Annotated in this window: 25 protein-coding genes; 13 read left to right on the forward strand and 12 right to left on the reverse strand. The window is 73.6% G+C overall.

Going from position 1 to position 25,876, the window contains the following annotated elements:
* Window positions 1-58 precede the first annotated feature (58 nt).
* Entirely contained in the window at window positions 59-535 is a 477-nt protein-coding gene (locus tag ID574_RS45200) for a MarR family winged helix-turn-helix transcriptional regulator (RefSeq protein WP_223167740.1), read from the reverse strand.
* Window positions 536-694: 159 nt separating this feature from the next.
* Here ID574_RS45200 and ID574_RS45205 point away from each other — a divergent pair, with 159 nt between their 5' ends.
* The 6 genes from ID574_RS45205 (at window position 695) to ID574_RS45230 (ending at window position 6,711) form a co-directional block, all read left to right on the forward strand.
* Window positions 695-2,161 carry an aldehyde dehydrogenase family protein gene (locus tag ID574_RS45205; protein ID WP_188195228.1) on the forward strand — a complete coding sequence of 489 codons (1,467 nt, stop codon included), beginning with the start codon at window positions 695-697 and terminating at the stop codon, window positions 2,159-2,161.
* Between the two features lie 46 nt (window positions 2,162-2,207).
* Window positions 2,208-3,311 (forward strand): NAD(P)-dependent alcohol dehydrogenase, encoded by a 1,104-nt coding sequence (locus ID574_RS45210; protein ID WP_188195229.1) that lies wholly within the window; start codon window positions 2,208-2,210, stop codon window positions 3,309-3,311.
* 99 nt (window positions 3,312-3,410) lie between these two features.
* Complete coding sequence (locus ID574_RS45215) at window positions 3,411-4,469, forward strand: aromatic ring-hydroxylating oxygenase subunit alpha (RefSeq protein ID WP_188195230.1); 1,059 nt, start codon at window positions 3,411-3,413, stop codon at window positions 4,467-4,469.
* Between the two features lie 17 nt (window positions 4,470-4,486).
* Entirely contained in the window at window positions 4,487-4,702 is a 216-nt protein-coding gene (locus ID574_RS45220; RefSeq protein WP_188195231.1) for a hypothetical protein, read from the forward strand.
* A gap of 115 nt (window positions 4,703-4,817) precedes the next feature.
* Complete coding sequence (locus ID574_RS45225; RefSeq protein ID WP_188195232.1) at window positions 4,818-5,780, forward strand: PDR/VanB family oxidoreductase; 963 nt, start codon at window positions 4,818-4,820, stop codon at window positions 5,778-5,780.
* A gap of 16 nt (window positions 5,781-5,796) precedes the next feature.
* On the forward strand, window positions 5,797-6,711 hold the full coding sequence (locus ID574_RS45230; protein WP_188195233.1) for an IclR family transcriptional regulator: 915 nt from the start codon (window positions 5,797-5,799) through the stop codon (window positions 6,709-6,711).
* A gap of 29 nt (window positions 6,712-6,740) precedes the next feature.
* Here ID574_RS45230 and ID574_RS45235 read toward each other — a convergent pair whose 3' ends face one another.
* Window positions 6,741-7,208, reverse strand: a complete 468-nt coding sequence (locus ID574_RS45235) for a MarR family winged helix-turn-helix transcriptional regulator (RefSeq protein ID WP_188195234.1) — start codon at window positions 7,206-7,208, stop codon at window positions 6,741-6,743.
* Window positions 7,209-7,263: 55 nt separating this feature from the next.
* Between ID574_RS45235 and ID574_RS45240 the strand changes: the two genes are divergently transcribed.
* From ID574_RS45240 to ID574_RS45255, 4 genes are all read left to right on the forward strand, one after another.
* Window positions 7,264-7,815: a class I SAM-dependent methyltransferase gene (locus ID574_RS45240; RefSeq protein WP_188195235.1), complete on the forward strand. Its 552-nt coding sequence runs from the start codon at window positions 7,264-7,266 to the stop codon at window positions 7,813-7,815.
* Between the two features lie 240 nt (window positions 7,816-8,055).
* The gene (locus ID574_RS45245) at window positions 8,056-10,914 is read left to right on the forward strand and encodes an ATP-binding protein (RefSeq protein WP_188195236.1); all 2,859 of its coding nucleotides are present in this window, start codon (window positions 8,056-8,058) and stop codon (window positions 10,912-10,914) included.
* A 118-nt stretch (window positions 10,915-11,032) separates the two neighbouring features.
* Window positions 11,033-11,500 carry a hypothetical protein gene (locus ID574_RS45250; RefSeq protein WP_188195237.1) on the forward strand — a complete coding sequence of 156 codons (468 nt, stop codon included), beginning with the start codon at window positions 11,033-11,035 and terminating at the stop codon, window positions 11,498-11,500.
* 101 nt (window positions 11,501-11,601) lie between these two features.
* Window positions 11,602-12,054: a YbhB/YbcL family Raf kinase inhibitor-like protein gene (locus ID574_RS45255; RefSeq protein WP_188195238.1), complete on the forward strand. Its 453-nt coding sequence runs from the start codon at window positions 11,602-11,604 to the stop codon at window positions 12,052-12,054.
* A 124-nt stretch (window positions 12,055-12,178) separates the two neighbouring features.
* Here ID574_RS45255 and ID574_RS45260 read toward each other — a convergent pair whose 3' ends face one another.
* Window positions 12,179-13,516, reverse strand: a complete 1,338-nt coding sequence (locus ID574_RS45260; protein WP_223167741.1) for an acyltransferase family protein — start codon at window positions 13,514-13,516, stop codon at window positions 12,179-12,181.
* A 182-nt stretch (window positions 13,517-13,698) separates the two neighbouring features.
* Between ID574_RS45260 and ID574_RS45265 the strand changes: the two genes are divergently transcribed.
* The gene (locus tag ID574_RS45265; protein ID WP_188195239.1) at window positions 13,699-14,148 is read left to right on the forward strand and encodes a PPC domain-containing DNA-binding protein; all 450 of its coding nucleotides are present in this window, start codon (window positions 13,699-13,701) and stop codon (window positions 14,146-14,148) included.
* A 17-nt stretch (window positions 14,149-14,165) separates the two neighbouring features.
* Complete coding sequence (locus tag ID574_RS45270) at window positions 14,166-15,584, forward strand: phosphoribosyltransferase (protein ID WP_188195240.1); 1,419 nt, start codon at window positions 14,166-14,168, stop codon at window positions 15,582-15,584.
* On the opposite strand, the gene htpX is transcribed toward ID574_RS45270, so the two are convergent.
* On the reverse strand, window positions 15,576-16,439 hold the full coding sequence (gene htpX, locus ID574_RS45275) for a zinc metalloprotease HtpX (RefSeq protein ID WP_188195241.1): 864 nt from the start codon (window positions 16,437-16,439) through the stop codon (window positions 15,576-15,578). The two genes, ID574_RS45270 and htpX, sit on opposite strands and share 9 nt — an antisense overlap.
* A 261-nt stretch (window positions 16,440-16,700) precedes the next feature.
* Here htpX and ID574_RS60785 point away from each other — a divergent pair, with 261 nt between their 5' ends.
* Window positions 16,701-16,970, forward strand: a complete 270-nt coding sequence (locus ID574_RS60785; protein WP_223167742.1) for a hypothetical protein — start codon at window positions 16,701-16,703, stop codon at window positions 16,968-16,970.
* Window positions 16,971-17,437: 467 nt separating this feature from the next.
* Here ID574_RS60785 and ID574_RS45285 read toward each other — a convergent pair whose 3' ends face one another.
* The 8 genes from ID574_RS45285 to ID574_RS45320 form a co-directional block, all read right to left on the reverse strand.
* Window positions 17,438-18,283: a hypothetical protein gene (locus ID574_RS45285; RefSeq protein WP_188195243.1), complete on the reverse strand. Its 846-nt coding sequence runs from the start codon at window positions 18,281-18,283 to the stop codon at window positions 17,438-17,440.
* A gap of 3 nt (window positions 18,284-18,286) precedes the next feature.
* Window positions 18,287-19,213 (reverse strand): hypothetical protein, encoded by a 927-nt coding sequence (locus ID574_RS45290; protein WP_188195244.1) that lies wholly within the window; start codon window positions 19,211-19,213, stop codon window positions 18,287-18,289.
* A 66-nt stretch (window positions 19,214-19,279) separates the two neighbouring features.
* Entirely contained in the window at window positions 19,280-20,239 is a 960-nt protein-coding gene (locus tag ID574_RS45295; protein WP_188195245.1) for an ABC transporter permease, read from the reverse strand.
* Between the two features lie 2 nt (window positions 20,240-20,241).
* Entirely contained in the window at window positions 20,242-21,168 is a 927-nt protein-coding gene (locus ID574_RS45300; RefSeq protein WP_188195246.1) for an ABC transporter permease, read from the reverse strand.
* Window positions 21,165-22,133 (reverse strand): ABC transporter ATP-binding protein, encoded by a 969-nt coding sequence (locus tag ID574_RS45305; protein ID WP_188195247.1) that lies wholly within the window; start codon window positions 22,131-22,133, stop codon window positions 21,165-21,167. The genes ID574_RS45300 and ID574_RS45305 overlap by 4 nt, the downstream gene beginning before the upstream one ends.
* On the reverse strand, window positions 22,130-23,149 hold the full coding sequence (locus ID574_RS45310; protein ID WP_188195248.1) for an ABC transporter ATP-binding protein: 1,020 nt from the start codon (window positions 23,147-23,149) through the stop codon (window positions 22,130-22,132). Before ID574_RS45310 ends, ID574_RS45305 begins: the two co-directional genes overlap by 4 nt.
* Window positions 23,146-24,936 carry an ABC transporter substrate-binding protein gene (locus ID574_RS45315; RefSeq protein ID WP_188195249.1) on the reverse strand — a complete coding sequence of 597 codons (1,791 nt, stop codon included), beginning with the start codon at window positions 24,934-24,936 and terminating at the stop codon, window positions 23,146-23,148. Before ID574_RS45315 ends, ID574_RS45310 begins: the two co-directional genes overlap by 4 nt.
* A gap of 157 nt (window positions 24,937-25,093) precedes the next feature.
* Window positions 25,094-25,777, reverse strand: a complete 684-nt coding sequence (locus ID574_RS45320; RefSeq protein WP_188195250.1) for a DUF4386 domain-containing protein — start codon at window positions 25,775-25,777, stop codon at window positions 25,094-25,096.
* Between the last annotated feature and the right edge of the window lie 99 nt (window positions 25,778-25,876).

Genomic DNA, 25,876 nt, shown 5'->3' on the forward strand with positions numbered 1-25,876 from the left:
CCGGTCGGGGGAGGGGGCGGTGCGGCGGGCCGGATGAGGTTTCCGGCGCACGCCGGCGCTAGTGGGGCGGCACGTCGGACAGGGCCGTGCGGCAGCGGTTGAGGTAGGACTCCAGGTCGCGCCGCTGGCGCGCGGTGAGGCCGGACAGCATCCGCTCCTCCAGGGCGTCCATCGCCGCGTCGTGGGCCGCGAGCAGTTCGCGGCCCTCGTCGGTGAGGCTGATCAGCATCGCGCGGCGGTTCTCCGGGTCGCGCCGGCGGGTGATCAGGCCGCGCCGCTCCAGCGCCGTGATCATGTCGGCCATGGACTGGGCGGTGACGAAGGAGTTGCGGGCCAGCTGCGCGGAGCTGAGCCCGTCCCGGCGGCGCAGCACGGTGAGCGCGGTGTACTGCAGGGCCGTGATGCCGGCCGGCTTGAGCACCTCGTCCATGTGCGACCGCGCGGCGAGCTCGACCTGTTTCACGACGTAGAGCAGCGATGGTCGCGCGGCCGCCACCCCTGTGGAGCCGACGCTGTCCTCCGCTGTGCGTACCACATGCCCTCCTCAGAATGACGTTCAGGTTTCCTGATTATGCCAACCCCTCTTGCCAACGCCGCCACACGGGCGTAATTATCAGGAAACCTGTTGGTCGCAGTGGCGTGACCAGGATCGACACGATGCGGTTAGCGGTCGCATCGAGAAGGCGAGCGGGCAATGACCGAGCACGTCCAGGCCGTGAGCCGGCCGCACGTGGAGCCGGGCAAGCTCTTCATCGGCGGTGAGTGGTGCGAGGCGAACGCCAAGGGCAGAAGGGACGTCGTCGACCCGTCCACCGGGAAGGTGATCACGACCGTCGCCGAGGCCGACGCCTCCGACGTCGACGCGGCCGTGACGGCGGGGCGTGCGGCGTTCACCGCGTGGGCGCAGACCACCGGCCGTGAGCGGGCCCGCATCCTGAACCGCGTCGCCGACCTCATCCGCCGGCGCGAGGACGAGCTCGTCGCGGTGGAGAGCGTCGACGTCGGCAAGCCCGTGAGCTTGTGCCGCGCCGTCGACGTGGCCACGACCGCCGAGATCTACGAGTACTACGCGGGCCTCGCCCAGACCATCCAGGGCGCGACCCGGCACATCCCGATCCCCTCGCACGCCTACACCCGCCGCGAGCCGATCGGCGTGGTCGGCGCGATCACGCCCTTCAACTTCCCGCTGATCCTCAGCAGCTCCAAGATCGCCCCGGCGCTGGCCGCCGGCAACGCCGTGGTCCACAAGCCGGCGGAGGACACCCCGCTCAGCGCCCTGCTGATGGCCGAGATCCTGGCCGAGGCCGGCGTCCCGGACGGCGTGCTCAACGTGGTCACCGGCGGCGGCCCGGAAGCCGGCAAGGCGCTGCTGCGCCACCCGGGCATCGACAAGATCGCCTTCACCGGCTCGACCCAGATCGGCCGGTACGCCGCCGGCATGGCGGGGGAGGCGCTCAAGCCCGTCACGATGGAGCTGGGCGGCAACGCCGCGCAGATCGTGTTCGAGGACGCCGACCTGGACAAGGCGATCGGCTCGGTCATCAAGGCGTTCGTGTTCAACACCGGCCAGTTCTGCATGGGCGGGCCGCGCCTGCTCGTCCACCGCTCGCTGCACGACACCGTCCTGGAGATCCTGGCCGGAGCCGTCGCGGGCGTCCCGGTCGGCGACCCCTTCGACCCGGCCACCGTCGTGGGCCCCATGGCCGCCGAGCGGCACCGCGCCAAGGTCGAGGACTACGTGCGGCTCGCCCAGGAGGAGGGCGGCCGGATCGTCACCGGCGGCGAGCGCCTGGAGCTCGGCGGCGGCTACTACTACCGGCCGACCGTCATCGCCGGTCTGCGCGACGACTCCCGCGTCGTGCAGGAGGAGATCTTCGGCCCCGTCCTGACCGTCCAGTCCTTCGACACCGAGGACGAGGCCGTGGCCATGGCCAACGGCACCCCGTACGGGCTCGCCGCCGGCCTGCAGACCAGGGACCTGGCCCGCGCCCACCGCGTGGCGGCGCGGCTGGAAGCCGGCATCGTGTGGGTCAACGACTGGGCGATGCTCGACCCGGCGATCCCCTTCGGCGGTGTCAAGCAGTCCGGCTACGGGCGGGAGTACGGGCCCGAGGTGCTGGAGTCGTACACCAAGGTCAAGTCCGTCGTCATCGCGCTGTGAATCGCCCTGTGATCAGCGCTGTGAATCGTCCCATGAGAGGTACGCCATGACCACCACCTCCGCAGCCGTCGTCGAGTCCGCGGGCGCGGGCTTCCACCTGAGCGAGATCGAGCTGGCCGATCCGCGACCGGACGAGGTGCTGGTCCGGATGGTCGCCGCCGGGATCTGCCACACCGATCTCGGCGTCGCCGCCGGCGGCCTGCCGTTCCCGCTCCCCGGCGTCCTCGGCCACGAGGGCGCGGGCGTCGTGGAGGCCGTCGGCTCCGCGGTGACCCGGGTCCGCCCCGGCGACCAGGTGCTGCTCTCCTTCACCTCCTGCGGCAGGTGCGCCAACTGCCGCGACGGGCACCCGGCCTACTGCGCGGCCTGGCTGCCGCTCAACCTGCTCGGCGGCGCCCGCGCTGACGGCTCGCCCACCGTGACCAGGGACGGCACGGCCATCGGCGGGCACTTCTTCGGCCAGTCCTCCTTCGCCAGGCACGCCCTCGCCGACGAGCGCAGCCTGGTCAAGGTGCCCGCCGGCGCGCCGCTCGACCTGCTGGCGCCTCTCGGCTGCGGCGTGCAGACCGGCGCCGGGGCGGTATGGAATGTCCTGCGCCCCCGCCCCGGCGCCACCCTCGTCGTCACCGGGGCGGGCGCCGTCGGCCTGTCCGCGATCATGGCGGCCAGGCTCACCCCGGCCACCCGCGTCATCGCGGTCGACCGGGTCCCGGCCCGGCTGGAGCTGGCCCGCGAGCTCGGCGCCACGCACACCGTCGACACCACCACGGCCGACCTCGCCGAGGCGATCGACACGATCACCGCGGGGCACGGCGCCGACGGCGTGGTAGAGACGACCGGCAACCTGGGGGTCGCGGGCGCCGCCGTCGGCGTCCTGGCCGCCCGCGGCACCGCCGTGCTGGTCGGCGCCCCGCCCTTCGGCTCGACCATCCCCGTGGACGTCAACTTCATGCTGCCGGGCCGCACGGTCGTGGGCCTGACCCTGGGCGACAGCGAGACCGAGTCGCTGATCCCGGTGCTCGTGGACCTCGTCTCCTCCGGCCGGCTCAGGATCGACCGCCTCATCCGGCACTACAAGTTCGAGGACATCCAGCAGGCGGTCGGCGACATCGCCTCCGGCGAGGCGATCAAGCCGGTCTTGCGCTTCTAGGACGACATTCGCTTTCCGGCATCCGGGAAACGGCGTTCCGCCGGCCACCTGACGGACGCCACCATCGTTTCACCCCCGGACTAACGAAGGAGCCGACCGATGTCGAGCATCCCCCGCGATCAGTGGTACGTGGCCGCGTACGGGCACGAGATCGGCCAGGAGCTGTTCAGCCGCACCGTCTGCGGTGAGTCGATCCTGTTCTGGCGCACCCGCGCCGGCACCGTCACGGCCATGTCGGACCGCTGCGTGCACCGCCGCTTCCCGCTGTCGGAGTCGCCGAGCCGGCTCGTGGACGACCAGGTGGTGTGCGGCTACCACGGCTTCACCTACGGCGCCGACGGCGTCTGCGTCGCCGTCCCCGGCCAGACCCGCGTGCCGCGTACCGCCCGGCTGAAGAGCTACCAGGTCGTCGAGCAGGACTCCTTCGTGTGGATCTGGATCGGCGACCCGGCCAAGGCGGACCCGGCCCGCATCCCGCGGGCGCCCTGGCTGGTCTCGCCGGACTACACCACCGTGTGCGGCATGGAGCCGCTCAAGGCGCGCTTCGGGCTGCTGGTGGACAACCTCCTCGACCTGTCGCACGAGACGTACCTGCACGGCGGCTACATCGGCACCCCTGAGGTGGCCGCCACCCCGATCACCACAGAGGTGGACGAGGAGGCCGGCATCGTGTACGTCAGCCGCCACATGGACGACGCCGAATGCCCGCCCTTCTACGCCAAGTCCACCGGCCTGACCGGGCGCATCATGCGCTGGCAGGACATCGAGTACACGCCGCCGTGCCTGTACAAGCTGCACTCGCGCATCGCCCCGCTCGGCGTGCTGCCGAACGCCGACGGCAGCGACCCGGACGCCTTCCACGTCGAGGTCGTCTACGCCATCACCCCCGAGACCGAGCACACCACCCACGACTTCTGGGCCGTCGCCCGCGACTTCGCCCTGGACGACCAGGGTGTCTCGGACTTCCTGGCCGAGCAGAACCGCACCGTGGTGCTGCAGGACGTGGCCGCGCTGGACGTGCTGGAGCAGGTGATCGCCACCGAGCCGGCCGGCTACCAGGAGCTGTCGATCAACATCGACACCGGCGGGCTGGCGGCCCGGCGGATGCTGGCCAAGCTCGCCGGGCAGAACGCCGCCACCGCGGCGTCGCGCTCATGACGGCCATGGAGCCGACCATGGAGCCGACCCGCATGCTCGCGGGGCGGGAGGTGCTCCGGGTGGTGTGGCTGCCGGGCAGCGACCTGCTGCTGGGCACCTGCCACTGCGGCGCGACGCACGTGGCCGAGGGCCCGATCGAGGTGTGGGAGTGGCTCCTCGCCCACCCGATCGGCCACACCCCGCAGGACGTCCCTGACCCGGCCTTCCTGACCGGCGCGGGAGCCGCACGATGACGGCCCCGAGCCCGGGGACCCCGCGACGGCCGGTGCCCGCCACGGCGCCCGTGGGACGGCCGGTGTCCGGGGTGGCGATCGCCGGCCGGCGCACGTCCGACGGGAGGGCCGCGTGATGAGTGGTGCCGTCACAGAAGCCGAACGCAAGGTCGTCGTCCACGCCCGCGAGCGGGCGGCCGACGGGGTCGTCGCGCTGGAGCTGCGCGACCCGGCCGGCGCCGAGCTGCCCGACTGGACGCCCGGCGCGCACATCGACCTGGTCCTCGCCGACGGGCTCGTGCGCCAGTACTCGCTGTGCGGCGACCCCGCCGACCGTACGACCTGGCGGATCGCCGTGCTGCGGGAGCCGGACGGCCGGGGCGGCTCGGCGTTCGTCCACGACGAGCTGCACCCGGGCGCCACGATCCTCGTCCGCGGCCCGCGCAACCACTTCCCGCTCCACCCGGCGCCCCGCTACCTGTTCATCGCCGGTGGGATCGGCATCACCCCCATCCTGCCCATGATCGCCGCCGCCGCAGCGGACGGCGCCGAGTGGCGGCTCGTCTACGGCGGCCGGACGGCCGCGTCCATGGCCTTCGCCCACGGGCTCCTGGCCGCCCACGGCGACCGGGTGACGCTGCGGCCGCAGGACGAGCACGGCCTGCTCGACCTCGACCGCCTGCTGGCCGGGGAGCCGCCGGACGCCCTCGTCTACTGCTGCGGGCCCGCCCCGCTGCTGGAGGCCGTCGAGGAACGCTGCGCGGGCCGGCCACCCGGCACGCTCCACGTCGAACGCTTCACCCCCAAGGACGCGGGCGACCCGGTACGGGCGGAGTCCTTCGAGGTCGAGCTGGCCGCCACCGGCCTGACCCTCACGGTGCCGCCGGAGCGGTCGATCCTCGACGTCGTGGAGGAGGCGGGCGTACAGGTGCTGTCGTCCTGCCGGGAGGGCACCTGCGGCACCTGTGAGACCGGCGTGCTGGCCGGGGTCGTGGACCACCGCGACTCGCTCCTCACCGCGGACGAGCGGGAGGCCAACGACACCATGTTCATCTGCGTCTCCCGCGCCGCGTGCCCCAAGCTGGTCCTCGACCTCTGACCCACAGGAGGCGGCCATGACGACGCCCGCGCCCAGCCCGGCGGCCGAGCCGGTGCCCGGGCCTCGCCCGGCGGCCGAGCCGACGCCCGCGCCCCGTCCGGAGCCCGCGCCCCGCGGGGAGCCCGCGCCCCGCCTGGAGCACGGGAGCCGCCTGGAGCACGGGAGCCGCCCGGCGGCCGAGCGGACCGGCCCGGTCGTGGCCCGGGCGCTGCAACTGCTCGCCGCGTTCACCCCCGACCGGCGGTCGCTGACGCTCAGCGAGCTGTCCCGGCACTCCGGGCTGCCCGTCTCCACCGCGCACCGGCTGGCGGCCGAGCTGGTGGCCTGGGGCGCGCTGGAGCGGGACGCGGCCGGTTGCTACCACATCGGCCTGCGCCTGTGGGAGATCGGCTCCCTCGCGCCGCGCGGCCTGGGACTGCGCGAGGCCGCGCTGCCGTACCTGGAGGACCTGTCGCAGGTCACCCGGGAGAACGTGCAGCTGGCGGTGCGGGAGGGGACCGAGGTGGTGTTCGTCGAGCGGATCGCGGGCACGGGCGCGGTGCCCGTGCTCACGCGGGTCGGCGGCCGCTTCGCCCTGACCGCCACCGGCGTGGGGCTCGTCCTGCTCGCGTACGCCCCCGCCGAGCTGCAGGAACAGGTTCTCGCCAGGCCGGTCACCCGCTACACCGAACGCACCATGACCGCACCGCACCAGATCAGGGCCGCCCTCGCCGACACCCGCGCCCGCGGCTACGCCGTCAGTGACCGCCAGGTCACCATGGACGCCCTGTCCGTCGCCGCGCCCGTCCACGACGCCGAGGGCGCCGTCGTGGCCGCGGTGTCCCTCGTCGTGCACCACGGCAGCGCCTCGACCCACGCGCTCGCCACCCTCTTGCGCACCAGCGCCCGCGCCATCTCCCGGGCACTGCCGCCGCTCGCCCCCAGGACCTGATCCGCCCGCAGGTCGCACAGCGGCGGGGGCTACGTGGGCTGGGTCTTCTCGTACTCCCGCAGGGCGCGGATCAGGCCGCGGAGGCCGAGGCCGAGCGCGTCGCGTTCGGCCGGGGTGAGCGACTCGAACAGGCTGCTGTGAACCTGCTGGAAGGCGCCGCCGATCTGCTCGCTGGCGGCGCGCCCGCCGGAGGTCAGCAGCAGCCGGTAGAAGCGGCGGTTGGCCGGGTCACGCTCGCGTACCAGCCAGCCCTTGCGTTCCATGCCCGCGGTGAGCCGGCTGACGGTGCTCTTCTCCAGGCCGAGCCGGTCCGCCAGCTCCTGCTGGGACAGGGTGCCGGCCTCCTCCAGCTCGCCCAGGGCGCACAGCTCCGAGAAGGAGACCGCCACGCCGCCGTGGACCTGGGGTTCGAGCACCCGGCCGACGCGTACGAGCGTGCGGAACAGCCGCCGCAGATCGTCGTCGGGGAATCCCGGCCGATGAGTTGTGTGATGCAACTGTGCGCTCTATCCTCTCCTTGAGAGTTGTATGGAGCAACTATAGGGGAGTTCCATGAGCGAGCACGTGTTCGGCCTGTTCCACAACCCCCGCCTCTACGACCGGATGAACCGGAACCACGGCTTCCGCCGCCTGTACGAGCGCGCCGTGAACGACGTCGCCACCTCCGACCTGCCTGCGGGGGCCCGCGTCCTGGACGTGGGCACCGGTCCCGGCCGCGTCCCGATCGCCCTGTCCCGCCGCCGCCCCGACCTGGACATCGAAGGGCTCGACCTGTCCCGCCAGATGATCGCCTACGCGCGGGAGGCGGCCGGCCAGGACAGCACCGTACGCTTCACCGTGGGCGACGTCGCCGCCCTGCCCCATCCCGACGCCGGCATCGACCTGGTCATCACCACCATGAGCCAGCACCACTGGCGCGACCCGGAGGCGGGGATGCGCGAGCTGAGCAGGGTCCTGCGCGAGGACGGCCGGCTGTGGGTCTACGACTTCCGCTTCTTCCTGGGCCGGGCCGAACGCGCCGCCCGCGCCGCCTTCACCCGCCACACCTTCCACCGCGCCCGCGTCAGCCCGCTGGCCGGACGACTCACGGTCGCCCCCGCCTGAACGCCGCCGGACAGGGGCCCTGCCGGCGATCGGCCCGCCCGGCGGCGGGACGGGCGCGCCGCCATAGCCGGCGGGTGGAATGCGAACTCGTGGAGCGGAGCGGCGTCCCCGCAGTGCTGTGGTGCGCCTGCGGAACGCGCGAGGACGGCCTCGCCACAAGCGACGGCCGGGATCTGGCCGCGGCGTGCTGATCAACGTACGGTGTGAGGCCGTGGCACTCCACCGATCCACGGGGGCGCTGTGGGCGAAGACGTGAGGGCGCGGCCGGACGGCGATCTCCTGCTTGAGCGGGAGGCCGAGCTGGCGGCGTTGCGGGCCGCGGTGGACCTGGCCCGGGGCGGCGAAGGCGCCGTGCTGGTGGTGCAGGGGCCGCCCGGCGTGGGCAAGACCAGCCTGCTGGCCGCCGTGGCCGGCCACGCGAGGGCTGCCGGCGTACGCGTGCTCAAAGGCCGCGGCCGGGAGCTGGAACGCGAGGTCGTGCTGGGCGTCGCCATCGGCCTGCTCGCGCCGGCGCTGCTCACCGCCGCGCCGGAGGAACGCGAGCGGCTGCTCGGCGGCCCGGCCGCGCCCGCCGCGCCGCTGTTCCACGACGACGGATCCGCCGGCTGGCCGGCAGCGGAGACCATGCCGCTGGCACTGTGCCGCCTGATCGCGAACCTCACCCGGCGGGACCTGCCGGACGCGAAGCCGGAGCCGATCCTGCTGGCCGTCGACGACGCGCACTGGGCGGACGAGGCGTCGTTACGGTTCCTGACCATGCTGGCCGACCGGGTCGACGAGCTCCCCGTCGCCATGGTGATCACCATGCGCGACGGCGACGACGGGAACGACGCGCCGCCGGCGCGCCGCCTGGCGGCGCATCCCGGCGGCCGGGTGCTGACCCCTCCGGCGCTGACGGGCGAGGCGGTCCACCGGCTCGTGAACACGGCGTTCCCCGGCTCCGGCGACGCGCTAGCCGCCGCGGTGTCCCACGCCAGCGGCGGCAATCCCTTCCTCGTCAAGGAGCTGCTGAGATCGCTGGAGATGAACGGGGGAGTGCCCGGGGCGGACGCGGTCGCGGGCCTGGTGCCCGGCCGGGTGCTGCGTACCGTGCTGGCGCGTCTGGCCCGGCTGTCCGCCGAGGCGCGCCGGCTGGCCGCGACGCTGGCCGTGCTGGGCGACGGCACCCCGCTGCGCCGCGCCGCCGCGCACGCCGAGCTGGACCTGGTGACGGCGGAGCGGGCCGCCGACGCGCTGGCCGAGGCCCACCTGGTGCGGCGGGGCGGCCCGCCGGCGTTCGTCCACCCGCTCGTCGGCGCCGCCGTGCACGCCGACCTGCCGGCGTTCGCCAGGGCCCGAGCCCACCGCCGGGCCGCCGGGCTGGTCATGGCCGACGGCGAAGGCGCGGAGAAGGCGGCCGGGCATCTGCTGGTCACCGAGCCCGAAGGCGACCCCGCCGTCGTCGCCGTGCTCCGCCAGGCCGCCGGCCTGGCGCTGCGCCGCGGGGATCCGGCCGCGGCGACCCGGCTGCTGCGGCGCGCCGCGGCCGAGCCGCCGCCTCCCGGGCACCTGGGCGAACTCCTGATCGAGCTGGCCCGGGCCCAGGCGATGTCGGGCGACCTGGCCGCGTACGACTCCGTCCGCCAGGCCCTGGGGCTGCTCGATGACGCCTCTCCCCACGTGCGCGCCGAGGCGCTGACGCTGCTCGCCCAGATCCACTACGGGCGCGGCGACGTACGCGGCGCCGGGGCCGCCCGCGAGGCGGCGCTCGACCTGCTCGACCCCGGCGACCCGGTCTGGGAGGAGCAGCTGGCCGGCTACCTGCGGATCGCGACGTTCCACCCGCCGCTGCGCCGCAGGGGCGACCGGCGGCTGCGGCCGGTCCTGCGCGAGGCCCGTCAGGGGCGGTACCCCGGCAGGCCGGGGCTGCTGGCGCACGTCGCGCTCCGGCTCGCGCTGGCGGGCGATCCTCCCGCCGTGGTCCGCGAGGTGGCCGAGCGCGCGCTGGCCGACGACCCCGCCGTCAGCCGGACCGATCACGGCGCGCTGCTGGGCCTCGTCGTCCACGCCCTCGTCATCGCAGGAGAGCCGGCCGCGGCGGAGTCCGCCGCCGACGCCGCGATGGCCGTCGTCCGCCGCCAAGGGGACGTCCTCGCCTGCGCCAACGCCGCCTACCACCGGGCGCTGGCCCATTTCCACCAGGGCGCCCTGATCGCGGCGCAGGCCGACCTGGAGGCGGCCCAGACGCCGTACTCGGCCGGCTGGATCTCGGCGGGCGGGTGGATCGGCTGGCTCCTCGCCCGGGTGCACCTCGAGCTCGGCGACCACGCCGCCGCCGCGCGAGCGCTCACCCTCGGCGATCACCGCCCGGCCGACTCCATGGACGCGGCGCTGATGCGCGACGTCAGGGCACGGCTCGCCCTGGACCGGGGCGAGTGCGCGGCCGCGCTGGAGGACGCCTGCGCGGCGGGCCGGCTGCTGCGGGACACGTACGACATCGACCACCCCGGCCTGCTGCCGTGGCGGACGACGGCGGCCATGGCCGCCCACCACCTCGGCGACCACGAGCGCGCCCGGCGCCTCGCCCGCCAGGCTCTCGACCGCGCCCGCGAGATCGGTGTCCCGCAGGCCGTCGGCGCCGCCTCACGCCTGGCCGGACTGGTTGCCCGGCCCCGCCCCGACCTGGAGCTGCTGGCCGAGTCGGTCACCACGTTGGAGAAGACGCCTGCGGCGCTCGAACACGCCCGCGCCCTCATCGACCTGGGCGCAGCCCTCCGCCGCGCCGGCCGGCGGGCCGGCTGCCGCGAGCCGCTCCAGCAGGGCCTGGCGCTGGCCGAACAGATGCACGCCCGCCCACTCGCCGAACGGGCCCGCGCCGAGCTGCGCACCGTCGGGCTGCGTCCCCGGCGGGCCGCCGTCATCGGCGTCGACGCCCTGACCCCCGCCGAACGCCGGGTCGCCATGCTGGCCCTCGACGGGCAGAGCAACGGCCAGATCGCCCAGACGCTGTTCATCACTACCAAGACCGTGGAAACCCACCTGGCGCGGGTGTACCGCAAGCTCGGGATCACCAACCGGCGCCGACTGCACGACGTCTTCGCCCAGGATCCCGCACCCTGACCCCCTGACGCCCGCCGCAAACGTCAGGGTGGTCACCCTGACGCCCCGCGGCCGGTTCCGGCGCGAGACTTCCCTGTGAGCCGCCACATGTCGTCCGGCACTTCACAAGGAGAAGTACATGCATCGTGCCATTCGTGCTCTGATCGGCCTCGCAGCGGCCACCGCCGTCATCGCGACGGGCGCCCCGGCCGCGTCCGCCGCCTCGGCCCCGGCGGGCACGGCCCCAACTTCGGCGGACTCGTGGGGCCCCTACTACTCGAAGTACTACGAGGGATGGCGGGCGCACGCCACGGGCGCGGCCTACATGGACCACAACGGCAGGCTCGTCGTCGGGGGCAAACTCTACGACCGGGGCTCGCCGACGCGGCTCTGCGGATACGTGCAGATCCGCTACGAGGACTTCGAGCCCGACGACCGCGGCGCCCAGTTCTACTCGGCCAAGCACTGCGGTCGCGGCTACCGCGGGTTCCGCTTCTCGGAGTTCGGGGCCGGCAGGGCGAGCGTGCGCGCCTGCTACACCGACTCGCACCGCGGCAGGCATCTGTGCGGCAAGTGGCACTACGTGTACGACTCCGACGAAGAGTGACGCCTGAGGCGGCCCGGTGCCCCGGCGGATTCCGCCGGGGCACGGCGAAGATCCGGCGGGTGGCCTGGTGTCGGACGGAGTTCGCTGGGAAGCGGGTGGGCATGGCTGGAGTAATGCTACGCAGCACCGCGTTCGACGATCACGCGATGATCCCGTACGAGTACTCCCACGAGGCCGGGGACGTCTCCCCGCCGCTGCAGTGGGCCGACGTGCCGGGTGAGGCGGCCGAGCTGGCGCTGGTGTGCGAGGACCCGGACGCTCCGACCGGCACCTTCGCCCACTGGCTGGTCGCCGGCATCCGGCCGGACATCACCGAGCTGGAGCCGGGCGCCGAGCTGAAGGAGTACGTCGTCGGCCGCAACGACTTCGGCGCCGAGGGGTACGGCGGGCCGCACCCGCCGCCAGGCGACAACCCGCACCGCTATTTCTTCCGCCTGTACGCCCTGGCCGCTCCGACCGGCCTGCCCGACGGCTTCGACGCCGCCGACTTCCGGCGCGCGATCGAGGGCAACGTGCTGGCCTCCGGCACGCTGGTCGGCACCTACGGCCGCTGACCGGTCCGCCCACGCCGAGCGCCACGGCAACCGGCCTGGCCCCGCCGGCCGCCCACGCCGAGCGCCACCGCAACCGGCCTGGCCCCGCCGGCCGCTCACGCTGAGCGCGGCCGCCGCCGGCCGCTCATGACGAGCGCCACCGCCACCGGGTGAACCGCAGGATCCCGGCGCCGGCCAGGTAAACGATCAGGGCCGCGGTGGGCAGGCCGGCGAGGCCGTGGTTTCCCGGCCCGGCGATCGCCACGCCGAGCAGCCCGGCCAGCACGCCGGCCGTGCCGAGGAACGTGAGCCCGCCCGCCGCCACGCCCACCGCGGCCCCAGGCCCCGGACGCGGGCCGGAGCGCCGCTCCACGGGCCCGAACACCGCGACGAGCACGCCGAGCACCAAGGCCAGCACGACGAGCCACGGCACCCGCAGCAGCAGCCACAGGGGCGTCACGGGCGGCGGGTCCGGCAACAACCCGGTCGGGTACAGCGCCAGCGCGCCGAGCACGACGGCGGTCATGTGCCACAGGAAGAGCGTCATGATCACCGAGTTGACCGTCACGACGACGGTCCACGGGCGCAGCCGCCGCAGCCACCGGCAGGCCACGTCGTGGCAGGCCAGGGCCAGGCCCGTCTGCGTCACGGCCAGCGCCAGCAAGGCGAGCGTGGGCGGGGAGGTGTTCTGGATCTCCTGCCCGGCCAGCCCCACCATGCTGATCGGATACGGCCCGGGCATGGTGAGCACCACCAGGACGACCAGCCCGGCGGTCGCCAGCGGCAACCCGATCCGCGGCCGGGGGGGCAGGCGCCCGTCCTGCCAGGCGAAGCCGAGCTGATGGATCGCCAGCCAGGCGAAGAGGAAGTTGGCCTCTCCCACCTCGGGGACCGGCGACGCCAGCCGGGCGACATCGCCCAGGCCGACCAGCACGGTCAGCGTGATCGGCACGGCGAGCCCGTACCGGCGGTGCAGGGCGTGCATCGGCGGGGTGAGCACCACCACGGCCAGGTACGCCACCAGGAACCACAGCGGGATCCCGGCCAGCCACACCCCGGTGCCGACCAGCTCTGGATCGGCACCCGCGGCCCGCGCGAGCAGCGCCGCCCCCGCCAGCACGACCATCAGCGCGGTGGTGGGGCGCACGAGCCGGTCGGTACGGCGCAACGCCCAGGCCGGCGCGTCCCCGCCGCGCTCGCGGTGGGCGGCCAGCGAGGCGGCGTTGGCGTACCCGCCGACCAGGAAGAAGATCGGCATGACCTGGAACAGCCAGGTCAGCGCGCGCGTCCACGGCACCAGCTCCAGCACGTTGCCGCCTCGCAGGCCGCCGTCGTACGTCACGTGCACCGCCAGCCAGTGGCCGACCACCACCGCGGTGATCGCGATGGCGCGGAGCAGGTCGACGTGGCGGTCGCGGTGCTCGGGCGTCCGCTCGGCCAGCCGCCGCAGCTCCCGCAGGGCACGCAGCGGAGGCAGGCTCATGACACCGTCACCGGACCCCGCAGGCTCACCGGCAACGACCCCTCCCGACCTCGGTTGACGCCTCTCGCAGGCGACTACCCGGAGCGCGGCCGGCCTATCGCCGCGCGTCACGCCGTGCGGCCGGGAGAGCACAGGCCCGGGCCGATGTTGGCTTCCCCGGTCCTCTGGGCAGGGGTGGTCTTATGCGCGCCAAACAGCTTTCCACCAACCAGGAGCACAGTCACGTGATCGTCCTGGATCCCGGCGACGAGGTGGTGGACGAGCTGACGGAATGGGCCGATCGGCACGGCGTCCGGGCGGCGCGGCTGACCGGAATCGGCGGGTTCCGGCGCGTCACGCTGGGCTTCTTCGACCCCACGAGCAGGGATTTCGTGCGGATCCCGATCGATCGGCAGACCGAGGTGCTGGCTCTGATCGGCGACTTCGCCATGGCCGAGGACACCCGGCGGCCGGAGCTGCACGCCCACGTCGTCGTCGGGTTCCCGGACGGCGCCGCGCGCGGCGGCCACCTGCTCGCGGGCGAGGTGTGGCCCACCCTGGAGGTCATCGTCACCCAGTCGCCCCGCTATCTGCGCCGCCGCCACGATCCGCAGACCGGGCTGACCCTCATCGACCTCGACGTCGGCACCTGACCTGGAGGTGATCGAGCATGTTCGCCGACCGCAAGGACGCCGGACGCCGCCTGGCCGCCCGGCTCCGGTCGCTGGGCGACCAGGACGTCGTCGTCCTCGGGCTGCCGCGGGGCGGGGTCGTGGTCGCGTTCGAGGCCGCCCGGGCGCTGGGGGCGCCCCTGGACGTCATCCTGGTCCGCAAGCTGGGCGTCCCGATCCAGCCGGAGCTGGGGTTCGGGGCCATCGGCGAGGACGGGGTACGCGTCATCAACCCCGCGGTGGTCGAGGCCGCCCGCCTGAGCCCCGAGGCCATGGACGGGGTGGAGGAGCACGAGCGGGAGGTGCTCCGGCGGCGCGCCGAGCAGGTGCGCGCCGGGCGGCCGAAGATCCCGCTGGCCGGGCGGACCGCGGTCATCGTGGACGACGGCATCGCCACCGGATCGACCGCCCGCGCCGCCTGCCAGGTCGCCCGGGCCCAGGGCGCCGCCCGCGTCGTGCTGGCCGCGCCGGTGTGCCCGCCGGAGGCCGTGGAGCGGTTGCGTCCCGACGCCGACGAGGTGATCTGCCTGGAGACGCCCGCCGACCTGGGCGGCATCGGCCTGTGGTATCACGATTTCCGCCAGGTGGGCGACGCCGAGGTCGCCGACCTGCTCCGCCGCGCCGCCGACGAACTGACGCAACCGGAGACCGGCGAGGCCCGGCCACACCCCCGAGACGGCGCCGGCCGCGCCGAGACCACCGGCCGCGGCGGGGACGCGGGTCACGGGCCGGCCGCCGGCCGCGGCGAGGGCGGCGAGCATCGGCCGTACCGCGACGAGGAGGTGCAGATCCCGGCCGGCGCCGCGCGCCTGCCCGGGACGCTGGTCCTGCCCGAGGACGCCGACGCGATCGTCGTGTTCGCGCACGGCAGCGGGAGCGGCCGCCACAGCCCGCGCAACCGCTACGTCGCCGGCGTGCTCAACCAGGCCGGGCTGGGCACACTGCTGTTCGACCTGCTGACCCCGGCCGAGGAGGCCGACCGGCGCAACGTCTTCGACATCGCCCTGCTCGGCGAGCGGCTCCGGCAGGCCACCGCCTGGCTGCGCCGCGAGCAGGCGCCCACTGCCCGCCTCGGCTACTTCGGCGCCAGCACGGGCGCGGCGGCGGCGCTGTGGGCGGCCGCCGGCCGAGAGGCCGACATCGCCGCCGTGGTCTCCAGAGGCGGACGGCCGGACCTGGCCGGCGACCGCCTGGCCGACGTCACCGCCCCCACGCTGCTCATCGTGGGCGGCCGCGACGAGCCGGTGCTCGGCCTGAACCGCTCCGCTCAGCAGCGGCTGCACGGCGAGAGCCGGCTGGAGATCGTGCCCGGCGCCACCCACCTGTTCGAGGAGCCGGGCGCGCTGGAGCGCGTGGCCGAGCTGGCCGGCGACTGGTTCACCCGGCACCTCCTCCGCACCCACGCCCGATCAGCGTGAGGTGTGGCCGAGACCGGCCATGCTCTCCAGCCGCTGGATCCGGTCGGCCATGGGCGGGTGCGTGGAGAACAGCCGCGCGACGCCTCCGCCGCGGAACGGGTTGGCGATCATCAGGTGGGACGTCGAGGACAGCCGCCCGTTCTCCGGCAGCGGCAGCTGCCGGGTGCCCGCGTCTATCTTCCGCAGCGCGATCGCCAGCCCGAGCGGATCCCGGGTCAGGCGCGCGCCCGACTCGTCCGCCTGGTACTCCCGCGCCCGCGAGATGGCCATCTGGATCAGCGCGGCGGCCACCGGCCCGAGCACCATGAGCAGCAGCGCCCCCAGGAGGCCCGGCCCGTCGTCATCGTCCCCGCCGCCGCCGAAGAACCCCACCATGTACGCCAGGTAGGTGATCATCGTGGCCAGGGCCCCCGCCACGGACGAGATCAGGATGTCGCGGTTGTAGACGTGGGACAGCTCGTGGCCGATCACCGCGCGCAGTTCGCGCTCGTTCAGCAACTGGCTGATCCCGTACGTGACGCAGACCGCGGCGTGACGCGGATTGCGGCCGGTGGCGAAGGCGTTCGGCTGCCCGGCCGGCGAGATGTACAGCCGCGGCATCGGCTGCCCCGCCTGGGCGGACAGGTCACGCACCATCCGGTGCAGCTCGGGCCAGTCGGACTGGCTCACGGGCTGCGCGCGCATCGCCGACAGCGCGATCTTGTCGGAGAAGAAGTAGGCGACGGCGTTGCCCGCCAGCGCGACGAGGACGGCGATCTGGACGCCCCTTCCGCCGCCCAGCCACCATCCCACGACGATGATCAAGGCGGACAGCGCGCCGAGCAGGACCGCGGTACGCAAGCCGTTGTGGCGCATGGCATCCTCCCTTCTCGGACCATTCCACTACCCGCCATCACGCGAACTGATCTCCTCCTGGGCGGCCACGACGAGAGCGGAGTCCGCGGGCACCCATCCTGATGAATGGTGCTCGACCGGGAGCGGAACGTTCGATCGGGGGTCAGCCGCGGACGCCGTCGAGCGCGCGGACGAGTCGCGCCATCCGTGCTGCGCCGGCCGCGTGCCGGCGGAAGTGGGCCAGGCGGAGCTTGCGGGAGGGTCTCATCAGTGTGGGTGGAGATGAGCACGGCGCTGCCCCTGCGGGCGACCACCAGTCGGCTCTCCTGCTTCTGCGGCTTCCTGATGCCCTCGCGCCAGATCTGCCGGATCAGGTTCGGCGCGCTCTCGTCGGTGTGGATGCCGACGGTCTCGCGGACGAACAACCACGCCGACCGGACAATCGTGCAGTCCAGGTCGCTCGCCCGCACCAGCGCCTCCATCCGGATCGTGTCCTCATGTAGCGTGCGGCCGGGTTTGCGCATGAAGTTCGGTTCCACGATCCGGGTGTAGAGGAAGGAGCCACTCGGGTGGTAGGCGGGGTCGACGGCGGCGCTGCTCGCCGCGACCAGCCGTTTCAGGCCGTGCCGGGTCACGGGTCACGGCGACGACCTGGTGTCCTTGGCGAGGGCCTGGGCGGTCGGCACCCGCGTCGAGTGCGGCATCATGGAAGCCATGTACCCGCCGAGCTCACAGTGGATCACCATCGCGACGTACGAGAACCGGCCCGGTTGCCTTCGGCCGACGGCGGCGCTGCGGGCTTGACTGCGTGAGCGCGGCATCGACTGGATGCCGCTCCGGGACGACGAGATCCGGGTGGACCTGGCGTGCGGGCCGGACGCCGAGGGTCGCTGGCGCGGCCGGGTCAGCGTCCGGGTCGAAGCCGGCGCGCTACGACGGCTCGGACTCCATCCCGATCAGCCGACCTCGATGATCACGGGCCCGTATCCTCCCGCGTGGTGGTAGCCGTACGGGGATGGTCAGCGTCGCGGAACGACTTTGAGGGACTTCACCAGCGTGTCGACGTCCGGCCACAGGCGCCGGTGCGTGTCGGGAATGGTGATCCACAAAACGGCGGGCCGGGGGCGTCCCGTGTCGACCGCGATGGCGATCGACAACTCCCGCCTGGCCTTGCGGCCGTCCGGGCTCGGCGGCATCTCCATCATCCGGGCGAGCAGCCAACCGCGCCGCACCGGCTGCGAGGCGATGTCACGGCCCCTCGTCCCGCCGGGGAACCCCGCGTCCTGCTTGTAGTCGAGCATCGCCCGGGCGGCGTCGTAGAGGCTGTCTCCGGCGTCGAGGTCGGACCACAGGTGCTGGGAGTCGATGTCGGCCCACCACTCGCGATCGTCGTCCGGGCCGTAGGTCTCGGTCACCAGCGCCTGGCGGAGGTTGTAGCGGCCGTCCTTGATGGGGCCGTCGTTGATCGGGCGGCTCGGCCGCCACGGGGAGCCCAGCTCGGCGAACGACAGGCCGGTCTTCGGGTCGGTCACCCTGCCGATCACCGAGGAGCCCCGGCCGGGGTAGCGGCGGAGCTTGACGACGGTCCCCTCGGGGATCCTCTCGACCTCGGGCCCGCTCGGGGACGGGGTGGGCGTCGCACGGGTGGGAGTGGGCGACGGCTCGGGGGGCGACGGACGGACCGGAACGGCCGTCACGATCGTGACCACGCTCGGCGCCGGACGGGGCTCCGCGGCGAATCCGCCGCCGGCGGCCTCGGGGAGCAGGACGAAGAGTTCGACGAGGATGACGACGGCGCCGAGGAACGGGATCCACGACGGGAACGGCTCCATGAGCCGCCGCATGCGGTCGGAGGTACGCGTCACGGGTCAGCCCTCCTCAGGCATCAGGGTGAGTCCGGCGAGCCGGGCCTGTTCGACGCTCTCGCGCAGGGACGCCTCGAGGCGCGCGGCGCGCTCGGTCAGCTCGCCGACCTCGCCGGCGGCCAGGTCGTCGCGCACGGTTCTGGAGAGCAGTTCGCGGTAGGCGTCGCTGTCGTCGGCGAGGTCCTGCAGGGTCAGCCACTCGGCGTACACCTCCTCGGCCACCTCGGTGCGCAGCGCGTACTCCTCCAAGGCGGAGATCCGCAGGGCGAGCGCCCGGGTCGCCACCTTGAGCGCCTCCTCCTGGGATTCGAGCATGGCGGAGATGCGCTCGGTGACGCGGCCCGACCGTGCGCCGGCCTGCTCGCGCCGCAGCCGGGTCAGCTCGACCAGGGTCTCGGCGATCTCCCACTCCTGGCGGGGCAGGATCACCCGGTTGGCGATGCCGTCGAGCAGGCCGTCCCGGTCGAGCCTGGAGCGCAGCACCATCGCCGTGGCCTCCACCGTCCGCTCCAGCAGCGCGGCGTCCAGCGGCTCCAGCATCGCGGCGGTCACGTACCTGCCGCGGTGGCGGCGGCCGTACACCGCCACGGGGGACTCTCCCGCCAGGGCCAGGAGCACCAGGAAGGCCATGACCTGCACGGTCAGGGCGCCCAGGAAGAACGTCGTGTAGCCGTACCGGATCCAGACGGCGGCCGACGCGGCCTGCAGCGGCAGCCCGGCGAGCAGCATGCGCCGGTCACGGTGGGCGAGGCCGGCGACGAGGGGGAGGAAACCCCACACAGCCGACATGGCCAGCGCGGCGAGGACGTCACCGGACGTCCGCCCGCCCCACGCGGGCCGCTCCGGTGACGGGGGGAGGAGGTCGGGGCGGGTGGCCATCAGCCGGCGGTGCCCCTCGGGAAGGCTGGGGTCGAGGACGAGCGCGCTCACGAACCCATACGATCTCGGAAGGCTGTTTCCGTACGCTTGCGGGCCGCTTGCACGACCGCCGGCGGGTCACGCGAGGCGCACCCGCGGATCGAGCAGCGCGTACCCGGCGTCCACCACGATGTTGGCCAGGACGATGAACAGCGCAGCCAGCAGCACGATGCCGATGATGACCGGAAGGTCCTGCGTGGTGACCGACTGCACGGCGAGCTGGCCGAGACCGGGCAGCCCGAAGACGCTCTCGGTGACGATCGCGCCGCCGAGCAGCGTGCCCACGTCGATGCCGAGCTGCGTCACGACAGGGGTGAGCGCGGCGCGCAGGCCGTGCCGGTAGACGACCCGGCGCTCGGTCACGCCCTTGGCTCGCGCCGTGCGCACGTAGTCCTCACCCAGGACCTCCAGGAGCGAGGTGCGGGTGAGGCGGGCGTAGGTGGCGGCGGACACGACGGCGAGCGTGAGCCAGGGCAGGATGAGGTGCTGCGCCCAGCCGAGCGGATCCTGCGTCAGCGGCGTGTAGCCGCCGCCGGGGAACCAGTCCACGCCGGCCAGGTGCAGCCGGAAGAACAGCACGTACAGGAACAGCAGTCCGAGCAGGAACGGCGGCGTCGACAGGCCGGCGAGCACGAGGGCCGTGATGCCGCGATCGAGGACGGTGCCCGGGCGGCGGGCCGCGATCACCCCGGCGGCCACGCCGAGCAGCAGCCAGATGATCGCGGCGCCGAGCGTCAGCGACAGCGTCACCGGGATCCGCTCGGCGATCAACGTGGTGACGGGCTCGGAGTTGTAGTAGGAGTAGCCCAGGTCGCCGTGCAGCAGACCGCCGAGGAAGTGCAGGTACTGCTCGAGCACCGGCTGGTCCAGGCCGAGCCGGTGACGCACCAGGGCCACGGTCTCCGGGGTCGCCAGCCTGCCGGCGATCATCCGCGCGGGGTCGTGCGGGGCCACGAAGAACAGCACGAACACGGCCACGCTCACCAGCCACAGCACCAGGAGGGCGAAGACGAGACGGCGAAGGACGAAACGGTACACGGCTACCCCCGTCCGGATCCGGGAGCGAGCGCGTCCCGTACGGCGTCGCCCAGCAGGTTGAACGCCAGCGTGGTGACCAGCAGGGCGAGCCCGGGGAAGAGCGCGAACCACCAGGCGACCTGGTAGTACTGCAGCGAGTCCGCCAGCATGTTGCCCCAGGACGGCGTGGGCGGCAGCACCCCCAGGCCGAGGAACGACAACGTCGCCTCGAACACGATCGCCACCGGGATGAGCAGGGTCCCGTAGACGATGACGGGCGCGATCAGGTTCGGCAGCACGTCCACGGCCATGATGCGCAGGTCGGAGGCGCCGAGCGAGCGGGCCGCCTCGATGTACTCCCGCTCGCGGATCGACAGCGTCTGGCCGCGCACGATGCGCCCCACCGCCGCCCACGAGAAGAACGCGATGACCGCGACGGATACCGACAGGCTGGGACCCGCGATCGAGACCAGGGCGATGGCGAAGAGCAGGAACGGGAACGACAGCACCACGTCCATGAACCGGGCCAGCGCGGTGTCCACGGCGCCCCCGAAGTAGCCCGACACCAGCCCTGCGACCAGGCCGGCGGCGACGGCGAGCACGGTCGCGGCCACGCCCACGAGCAGCGAGATCCGCGTGCCGTACACCACGCGCACCAGCACGTCCCGGCCGAGGTTGTCGGTGCCGAGCCAGAAGCGGCCGCTCGGCGGCACCGGCAGGCCGTCCGGCGTCAGTCCGGTGTCGCGGTACTGGTCGGCGGGGCCGTGCCCGGTGAGCGCGGCGATCAGCGGCGCCGCCAGGGCCACCGCGACCAGCACGGCGATCACCGTCGCGGACGCGACGGCGGCCGGGTCCCGGCGCAGCCTGCGCCAGGCCAGGGCCAGCGGGCCGCGGCCGGCGACCGGCGCCGCCTCCTCGACAGGCAGGGGTTTCAGCTCGGTGAGGCTCATGGCGTCCCCATGGGGAAGTGGCAGGCCGTCAGACGGGTCGCGGTGTCGCCCGGCTTGACCTCGAGCAGCGGCTCCTCATCGGCGCACCGCGGCTGCGCCATGGGGCAGCGGGGGTGGAAGCGGCAGGCGGCCGGGGGCGCGATGGGGGACGGCGGGTCGCCCGCGAGCAGGGTCGGCTGCCACGCCACGTCGGGGTCCGGCGCCGGCCGCGCGGACAGCAGCGCCTCGGTGTACGGGTGGCGCGGCCGGCCGTACACCTCCTCCGTGGGCCCGATCTCGACGACCTTGCCCAGGTACATGACGGCGACGCGGTCGCACAGGTGGCCGACCACCGACAGGTCGTGGGCGATGAACACATAGGTGAGGCCGAGCTCACGCTGCAGGTCGGCGAGCAGGTTGACGATCTGCGCCTGGATGGAGACGTCCAGCGCGGAGACCGGCTCGTCGCACACGATCAGCTTGGGCCGCAGGGCCAGGGCCCGGGCCACGCCGATGCGCTGCCGCTGGCCGCCGGAGAACTCGGCGGGGAAGCGGTTGTAGTGCTCGGGGTTGAGGCCGACCAGCTCCATCAGCTCCTGGACCCGCCGTTTGCGCTCCCGGCCCTCGGCGACGCCGTGCACGGCGAACGGGTCGCCGATGATGGAGCCCACCCGGCGGTGCGGGTTCAGCGAGCCGTACGGGTCCTGGAAGATCATCTGCAGGTCGCGGCGGTACGGCCGCAACCGCCTGCGCGGCAGTCCGGTGATGTCGTCGCCGTCGAAGACCACGTGCCCGGCGGTGACGTCGTGGAGCCTGGTCATGCACCGGGCCAGCGTGGACTTGCCCGACCCGGTCTCGCCCACCAGGCCCAGCGTCTCGCCCCGGCGCACGTCCAGGCTCACGCCGTCGACCGCGCGCACGGCGTGGCCGTGCCGCAGCGGGAAGTGCTTGACCAGGTCGCGGACCTCCAGCAGCGCGCCGCTCACGAGGCCTTCCTCCCGATCGCGCGGGCGCGGATGCGCTCCGCCCCGTCGTCCCGGCCGACCGCACCGGAGGGGAGCCAGCAGGCCGAGCGGTGCGCGGGACCGCCCGTGACCGTCAGCAGCGGCGGCTCCGTGGCCGCGCACTGGTGCATGGCGTAGTCGCAGCGCGGCTGGAACGGGCAGCCGTCCGGCATCCGCAGCAGGCTGGGCGGCTGGCCGGGGATCGGGCGCAGCCGCTGCCCCCGAGGGCCGGGCAGGGAGGCGAGCAGGCCGAGCGTGTACGGGTGGTGGGGCCGGTGGAAGGCGGTATGGCTGTCGGCGCTCTCGACCACCCGCCCGGCGTACATCACCATGACCTCGTCGGCCACGGCGGCGACCACGCCCAAATCGTGCGTGATGAGCAGGACGGCCATGCCGTACTCGCGTTGCAGACGCATGATCAGTTCCAGGATCTGGGCCTGGACCGTGGCGTCCAGAGCCGTGGTCGGCTCGTCGGCGATCAGCAGCTTCGGCCGCAGCGCGACGGCCATCGCGAGCATCACGCGCTGGCGCATGCCGCCGGAGAACTCGTGCGGATAGTCGTCCGCGCGCCGCTCCGGCTCGGGGATGCCCACGAGCCTGAGCAGGTCCGCGGCCCGCCGCCGCGCGGCCTTCGCGCCCACGTCCTCGTGCGCGCGGATGGCCTCGGCGATCTGCCGGCCGACCGTGTAGTACGGGTGCAGGCTGCTCAGCGGGTCCTGGAACACCATGCCGATCTGGGAGCCGCGCACCTCGCGCAACCGGTCCTCGCCGAGCGAGAGGAGGTCCTGGCCGTCGAAGCCGATGCGGCCGGAGACCCGCGCGCCCCGGTTGAGGCCGAGGATCGCCAGGGCGGCGGTGCTCTTGCCGGAGCCGGACTCCCCGACGACGCCGAGGGTCCGGCCCGGGTCGAGCGTGAGGGAGACGCCCCGGAGGGCGTGCACCGCGCCGTCCGGGGAGGGGAAGGAGACGGCCAGGTCGGCCAGCTCGAGCAGGCTCATGACAGCCACACCTGGGTGATGTCGTAGTTCTGCGAGGTCGGCAGGTAGACCGTGCCGTGCACGCGCGAGGAGTGGAAGACCGCCGTCTTCTGGGTCTCGAACGGGATGAAGGGGGCGTCCTTCATGATCTGCACGTCGGCCTGGTGCCAGAGGGCGGCCGCCTTGGCGGAGTCCTGCTCGGCGAGCGCCCGGTCGATCAGGCGGTTCACCGCGGGGTTGTCGTAGTCACCCCAGTCGGTGGAGTTGGGGCCGTACGAGCGGCCGTCGAAGAGCGGTTCCACGATGGCGCGCCCGTTGTTGCCGTACCAGTCGGGCACCCAGCCGGGCGCGGCGATGTCCCACAGGCCCTGCCGGGCGGCGGCCGGGCTGGACAGGTACTTGCTGTAGAAGTCGGCCGCCGTCTGCGGGACGAGCTTCACGGTCACGCCGCAGGCCTGCAGGTCGGCCTGGACGGACTGGGTGACCGCCGGATGGTTGCCGGCGTTGCGGTAGACGTAGTCCAGGGTGAGCCCGTGCGGGTATCCGGCCTGGGCCAGCATGGTCTTACAGGTGGCCGGCTCGCCCTTGGCGCCGGGCGTGGGGTAGGGGTCGAACGGCTGGTAGCCGACGTTCCCCGGCGGGATGACCTGGTTGAGCGGCGTGTTGAGCGCCGGGCCGCCGTAGATCTGGCCGATGGCGACCTTGTCGATCGCGTACTCCAGGGCCCGGCGCACCTTCACGTTCCGCAGCGCCTTGCCGTTGTTGGGGCTCTGCAGGTTGAACACCAGGAACGGGTTGCTGTCCAGGGCCGGGTAGACGCCCAGCCGCGGGTCCTCGGCGGCCCTCAGCTTCGGGATGTCCGGCGTCGGGACCACGGTGTCCCATTCCAGGTCCGCGGTGCCCGCCTGGATCTGCTGCTGCACCGTGCCCGGGTCGGTCTGGCCCTCCCTGATCTGGATCTGGTCGACGTACTGGTGCCTGATCGGGTCCGCGGCCTGGCTCCACGCCGGGTTGCGGGCCAGGTCGATCTCCCGATTGGGCGCATATTTGGTGATCTGGTACGGCCCGTCGGAGATCGTGTGCCGGCGGAAGGAGGCGTCGTCGGGGACGTAGGACATGTACTCCTTCGGCGCCGCCGACGCGAACGGCATGGCCAGGAGGTTGAGGAAGTCGTTGGCGGGCCGGGTCAGGGTGAACACCAGCGTCATGTCGCCGTCGGCGCGGATGCCGCTGATGTCGTGGGTGTCGATGTAGCGGGCGATCGCCGAGGCCGTGCCGGGGACCTTGGCGAAGGCGTCGCAGTACTGCTTCATCCCGGCGATCGTGCCGGTGTAGTAGCTGGGCGCGCCGACCGGGCTCACGGGGTTGCACAGGCGCTTGAAGCCGCGGACGAAGTCCTGGGCGGTGACCTGCCGCGCCGGGCTGGTGTCCCACTTCACGCCGGGCCGGATGCGGACGGTGTACGTCCTGCCGTCGGCGCTGATGCCCCCGTTGGCCTTCGTCGGCACCCCGGCGGCGGCGTCGGCGACCGGGGTGATCGCCCGCTGGGCGTTCGCCGAGGCCGGATAGGTGAACAACTGCCGGGTGAAGGCGCGTTCCAGGGTGGTGCTGGCCGTGTAGTAGGCGCTGGCCGTGTCCAGGTGGTCCACGTCGCCGGCGCCCAGCAACCGGAGGGTCCCGCCCTGGACGGGGCTGCCCGCGGCCGCCGACGCCGCCGCGCCCGCCCCCGCGCCGCAGGCCGCCAGCGTCAACGCGACCACCGGCAGCAGCGCCGCGGCCAAGGCCCCGCCCCCTCGTCGAGGAATCATTCCGTCTCCTTGCCACACGTCATCGGATGGCACGTGCGTGCCGCCACATGCCTGACTGTGCGGCGGACCGGGTGAGAGGACGATGAGAGGGCGCGGCTCGCCATCCGGTGGCGGAGGATCGCGGCGGACGGGACGAACGCCGATTACGGCGCGGTGATCATGGAGCGTCGGCCGAGGGCCGGAAGCCCTTGATCACGAGCCAGCCGGCGAGGCTCAGCTCCCAGGCGAACACCGGGATCGCCGCGATCGCCCCCCACGCCGACACCTGCTCGAAGACGCCGAAGAGCGTGGCGGTCGCCGAGGCGAAGACCAGCGGGCCGCCGACGAGCCCCAGCACGCCGATGAACCGCGGCACCAGGCCCGATCGGTACATCAGGTACGCCATCAACACCGTGTTCGCCCCCAGCACGAAGCTCGGCCCGAGCAGGAACGTCCAGTCGTGGATCGCCACGAGCGCCCGGCCGGCGGCGACGAGCGAGGCCGCGTCCGTGCCCGCCGCCCCCGCCAGGTCCTGCCGCAACGTCACGACCGCGAGGACGCTGACGATGCCGACGGCCACGATGGCGGCTTCGAGGGTGCGCAGGCCGACGTAGCCGAGGGCGACGCCCTCGTTCTGCCTCTTGACGACGGGGAACAGCGTGACCGCGGTGCCGACGATCCCGAGGGTGAGGAGCCCCTCCAGGAACGCGCCCCAGAGCACGCGGGCGTCGGCGCCGGGGCCGGTGAGGTAGCCCGGGTCGTTCAGCACCGGGTCGTACAGGACGAGCCCGCCGATCGAGGTGACGTGGGTGAGGAGGTAGAACAGGCCCGCGGCTGTCGCGATCTTCCTGGTCGAGGCCACCGGGACTCCTTGTCGTCGATGAGGGGGGTGGACGACCTCGATCGTGACGCTGGAAGGGGTCCCGGCTCATCGCCCCGACGGCCCGACTTCAGCAGGCCG

This window comes from Nonomuraea sp. SYSU D8015, assembly GCF_008065375.1.
GTDB lineage: Bacteria > Actinomycetota > Actinomycetes > Streptosporangiales > Streptosporangiaceae > Nonomuraea.